The organism is Scytonema hankhaensis NUACC26 (genome assembly GCF_045865695.1).
Classification (GTDB): Bacteria; Cyanobacteriota; Cyanobacteriia; order Cyanobacteriales; family Nostocaceae; genus Scytonema.
Genome location: NZ_BAACAP010000029.1, coordinates 1 through 4,314 on the forward strand (window position 1 = coordinate 1; position 4,314 = coordinate 4,314).

At 38.6% G+C, this 4,314-nt stretch carries 6 protein-coding genes; 5 read left to right on the plus strand and 1 reads right to left on the minus strand.

Annotated elements, in window-relative coordinates; genetic code table 11:
* On the plus strand, positions 1-266 hold a 266-nt coding region (locus tag ACKTT2_RS00505), incomplete at its 5' end, for an FtsX-like permease family protein (RefSeq protein ID WP_407882888.1).
* A gap of 78 nt (positions 267-344) precedes the next feature.
* Entirely contained in the window at positions 345-1,055 is a 711-nt protein-coding gene (locus tag ACKTT2_RS00510; protein WP_407882898.1) for a DevA family ABC transporter ATP-binding protein, read from the plus strand.
* Between the two features lie 27 nt (positions 1,056-1,082).
* On the opposite strand, the gene ACKTT2_RS00515 is transcribed toward ACKTT2_RS00510, so the two are convergent.
* Positions 1,083-1,976 carry a hypothetical protein gene (locus tag ACKTT2_RS00515; RefSeq protein ID WP_407882890.1) on the minus strand — a complete coding sequence of 298 codons (894 nt, stop codon included), beginning with the start codon at positions 1,974-1,976 and terminating at the stop codon, positions 1,083-1,085.
* Between the two features lie 103 nt (positions 1,977-2,079).
* Here ACKTT2_RS00515 and ACKTT2_RS00520 point away from each other — a divergent pair, with 103 nt between their 5' ends.
* From ACKTT2_RS00520 to ACKTT2_RS00530, 3 genes are all read left to right on the plus strand, one after another.
* Positions 2,080-2,859: an HAD family hydrolase gene (locus tag ACKTT2_RS00520; protein ID WP_407882892.1), complete on the plus strand. Its 780-nt coding sequence runs from the start codon at positions 2,080-2,082 to the stop codon at positions 2,857-2,859.
* 128 nt (positions 2,860-2,987) lie between these two features.
* Positions 2,988-3,632: an Rpn family recombination-promoting nuclease/putative transposase gene (locus ACKTT2_RS00525; RefSeq protein ID WP_407882894.1), complete on the plus strand. Its 645-nt coding sequence runs from the start codon at positions 2,988-2,990 to the stop codon at positions 3,630-3,632.
* Between the two features lie 283 nt (positions 3,633-3,915).
* The gene (locus ACKTT2_RS00530; RefSeq protein ID WP_407882896.1) at positions 3,916-4,116 is read left to right on the plus strand and encodes a hypothetical protein; all 201 of its coding nucleotides are present in this window, start codon (positions 3,916-3,918) and stop codon (positions 4,114-4,116) included.
* Positions 4,117-4,314: the final 198 nt, after the last annotated feature.

Consider the following 4,314-nt stretch of genomic DNA (forward strand, 5'->3'; position numbering starts at 1 on the left):
CTCTAAAAGCAATAGGTTATACACAAAATTATTTATTAACTGTTATTTTACAAGAAGCGTTAATTTTAGCAATTTTAGGATATCTGCCTGGAATAGCTGTCACTCTATTTTTATACGATATGGCAAGGGCTGCAACTCTTCTTCCGGTTTTTATGAGTGGGGAGAGAGCAGTTATGGTATTGATTTTGACAATAATGATGTGTTTTATTTCAGGCGCGATCGCTGTCCGAAAATTACGTTCTGCCGACCCAGCAGACATCTTTTAAATTATGAATCATAAATTATGAATTATGAAAAATTTAAAATTCATAATTTATCCTTTATCCTTTATCCTTCAGAAAACTATGTATCCAGGATCTGTAATTTCTATCAAAAATCTGAATCATTATTATGGAAGAGGTTCTTTAAAAAGACAAATTTTATTTGATATAAATCTGGAAATTTTGCCAGGTGAAATTGTCATTATGACTGGACCATCAGGTTCGGGAAAAACAACATTACTGAGTTTGATTGGGGGTTTGCGATCGGTACAAGAAGGAAGTCTAAAATTTTTAGATGTAGAACTTTTTAGAGCTACCCAAAACAAATTAGTCAATATTCGACGTAAGATTGGCTATATTTTCCAAGCTCATAATTTGCTAGAATTTTTAACTGCAAGACAGAACGTGCAAATGGCAGTGGAGTTAAATCAGCACGTTTCTCCTCAACACGCCGGAGCTAAATCGGAAGCAATGTTGAGAGCAGTTGGGTTGGGGGAACGAATTAATTACTATCCAGAGCATTTGTCTGGAGGACAAAAACAAAGGATTGCGATCGCCCGCGCATTGGTCAATAATCCATCACTAGTGTTAGCCGACGAACCGACAGCAGCATTGGATAAACAATCGGGACGAGATGTCGTGGAGTTGATGCAGCGCCTAGCAAAAGAACAGGGAACGTCGATATTATTAGTGACCCACGACAACCGTATTTTAGACATAGCAGACCGGATTGTAGAAATGGAAGATGGTCTTTTAGCCCGTGATTCTCAAGGTAAAGTAGGGAGTAGGGATTAGGGAGTGGGAACTAGGGAACAGAGGTTTTTAAACCTTTTGACTGTTTGCCGATTTTTTCTTTCCAGAGGAACTCGGAGGCTTTTGCTGACTTGGTTCTGGTTGTCCGGGTTGCTGTGCTGGAGTATTAGCATTGGGCTGACGACTTGTTCGGAAAGACACATTCACGCCTTCATTGGATTGTTCTAAAACTAACAAGGGAGTGGGTTTCGCTTTTTGATCCCAATGCATATAAGCAATGCGTCCTTGAATGGTTGGTTGCCAAGTATCATTGTCATCAACTGGGCTGAGGAAATTTTCAACACAGTCAATGATTTGGCTGATTGTGGCAGAAGTTGGTTGAGTTGGTAACTTCATCAGCCGGATTTGGATGCGGAACAGGACACGTTTGACAACATTTGGCGCATTGCCAGTTTCATACTCTACATCAAACATTTCATCAACTTGTCGTCCGTTGGTACTTGCTATCCCCACAACGCCTCGATCGGCTTGTCCGGGACGGAGTGCTTGAGAAATTTTTTCTTTAATCTGGATTTTAATTTGGTTAACGATCGCAAAATGAAACACTTCTTCTGACATCCGCATTCGCAAATAATCCAGGTTAAACTCCCGCGAGTTAATCAAATCGGGATTGGTTTCCATTTTCCGAATAGTCTCTAGGGCAAGCTTAAACTTTTTGTCTAGTTCTCGCGTGCGGAACTGTTCAAACTTAATTTTTTTCTCCAGTTTTTTAATCTGGATTTTGCCGTATACAATCAAAGCAACAACAACCAAAGCTAGCCCTACCGAAGCGCTCCCCAAGATTGGGGTGAGTATTTGAGTCTCATTCGTTTGAACTTCTCGAGCAGCTTTAGTGGGTACGGGCTTTGTTGTGGTTACAGGTTTTGGCTTTGCGGATTGGACAACACTCACTAGGGTGGACATGATTTACAAACACAGAAATAGATTCCTTATGCTTAGGATGCCCAAATCGTCTATCCTAAATTGCGGTGTTGTTAATGTTTTTTGTAGCTTTTTTTTTACGCATATGCCAAGACTCCTCCCCCTAACTAATGCTTCATCAGCTTTTACCAACATTCGCCTGGTTGCTACTGATATGGATGGTACGCTAACCAAGGGAGGAAAGTTTACCAGTACTTTGTTGCAAGGGTTGCAAGATTTAGCGGCGGCTGGTATTCAAGTTGCGATCGTTACAGGAAGAAGTGCGGGCTGGGTTAGTGGTTTAGCTTATTATTTACCAATTATTGGTGCTATAGCAGAAAATGGTGGTTTGTTTTTCCCAAACGGAAGCGATACACCAGTTCCGTTAGTACCCATAGACGACCATTACATCCACCGTCAACAACTCGCTGATGCTTTTCACCAGTTAAAAACTCAATTCCCGCTACTTGAAGAATCCACAGATAATCGCTTCCGCATAACTGACTGGACTTTTGATGTCAAAGGCTTAAGTACAAATGAGCTGCAAACTTTAAGCCAACTTTGCCAGGAGATGGGTTGGGGATTTACATACAGCAACGTGCAATGCCATATCAAGCCAAAGCAGCAAGATAAAGCACCTGGATTGTTAAAAGTATTGCGAGAGTACTTTCCCGAATACAGCTCAGAACAAGTTGTTACTGTTGGGGACAGTCCCAACGATGAAAGTTTATTTGATGAGCGTTATTTTCCTATTTCTGTAGGTGTAGCGAATGTGCTGGAGTATAGAAATCAACTCAAGCATCAACCCACCTATATAACCTCAGCAAGCGAGGGTGAAGGTTTTTGTGAATTAGTTTCTCTATTGAAAATAGTGACTGGGGACTAGGGATTGGGAATTGGGCAGGAGCTATTTTCATACTGCCAAAAATTAATATTATTGGTAAATAATTCTATCATTAAATAATAAATATTTATCTTATACTCATACATTAATAATTTCATTTTCAAAAAAGCATGACTGCCGATCCAGTTTTCTATGAAATCTTCCAAGAAATCCCTGAATTATTCTTTGAACTCATCGGTCAACCAGGAAAAGACCCAAGCATATACAAATTTAGTGCTCCGGAAATTAAGCAGAGAGGATTTCGTTTAGATGGATTGCTTTTAACTCCTGAAGGTTATTCAGATGAACCAATTTACTTTATCGAGGCTCAGTCTTATAAAGATGATAATTTCTACAACCAATTGGCTGCAAAGATTATTCTTTATCTAACTCAATATCAACCTTCCAATGAAGAGTGGTATGCTGTCGTCATTTATGACACAAAAAGTAATGAAGGGAATTTCCCTGGATACTTGAATTTCTTTCTCACCAATTTACGTTGCTTTTATCTGGATGAATTGGCAAAAATTCCTAACCAACCTCTAGCTGTAGGAGTGATGCGCTTAATAGTCGAGAAGAAAAGCCAAGAAAAAACTGGAGAACTTGCTAGACAGTTGCTCGGTCAAGCTCAACAAGAATTAGCCGATACCACTTTGGAGAAAAAGGTTTTAGAATTTATTAAAGCGGTGGTAATTGATAAATTTGTTAATTTAAGTCGGGAGGAGCTTGAAGCAATGCTACATTTAGGTTCTTTGAGAAAAAGTAAAGTTTATTAGGAAGCTTTTGAAGAAGGTATGCTAGCGACAAAGTTAAAGATGATTCCCAAACTCATGAAGTTAGGATGGAGCATTGAGCAAATTGCAGAATTCCTAGAATTAGATGTAGAAACTGTAAGAAAAAATACTCAACAGTAAAATCTGGTGACAGGACAAGCTATTTATAGGGGTATTTGGGTTCAAAATCCCTCTATTTACAGATTTTATTGTATTATTCCCACAATCTACCACCGTTAAAGTAATTGATAAATTTGTCAATTTAAGTCGGGATGAGCTTGAAGCAATGCTACATTTAGGTTCTTTGAGAAAAAGTAAAGTTTATCAAGAAGCTTTTGAAGAAGGTTTTGAGGAAGGTGCGCTAGCAGGTGCCCTAGTGATAAAGTTAAAAACGATTCCCAAACTCATGAAGTTAGGATGGAGCATTGAGCAAATTGCAGAATTCCTAGAACTAGATGTAGAAACTGTGAGGAAAAATACTCAATAGTAAAATCTGATGATAGGACAAGCTATTTATAGGGGTATTTGGGTTCAAAATCCCTCTATTTACAGGTTTTATTTTACTATTCTCAAAATCTACGACCATTAAAGTGATTGATAAATTTGTCAATTTAAGTCGGGAGGAGCTTGAAGCAATGCTACATTTAGGTTCTTTGAGAAAAAGTAAAGTTTATTAGGAAGCTTT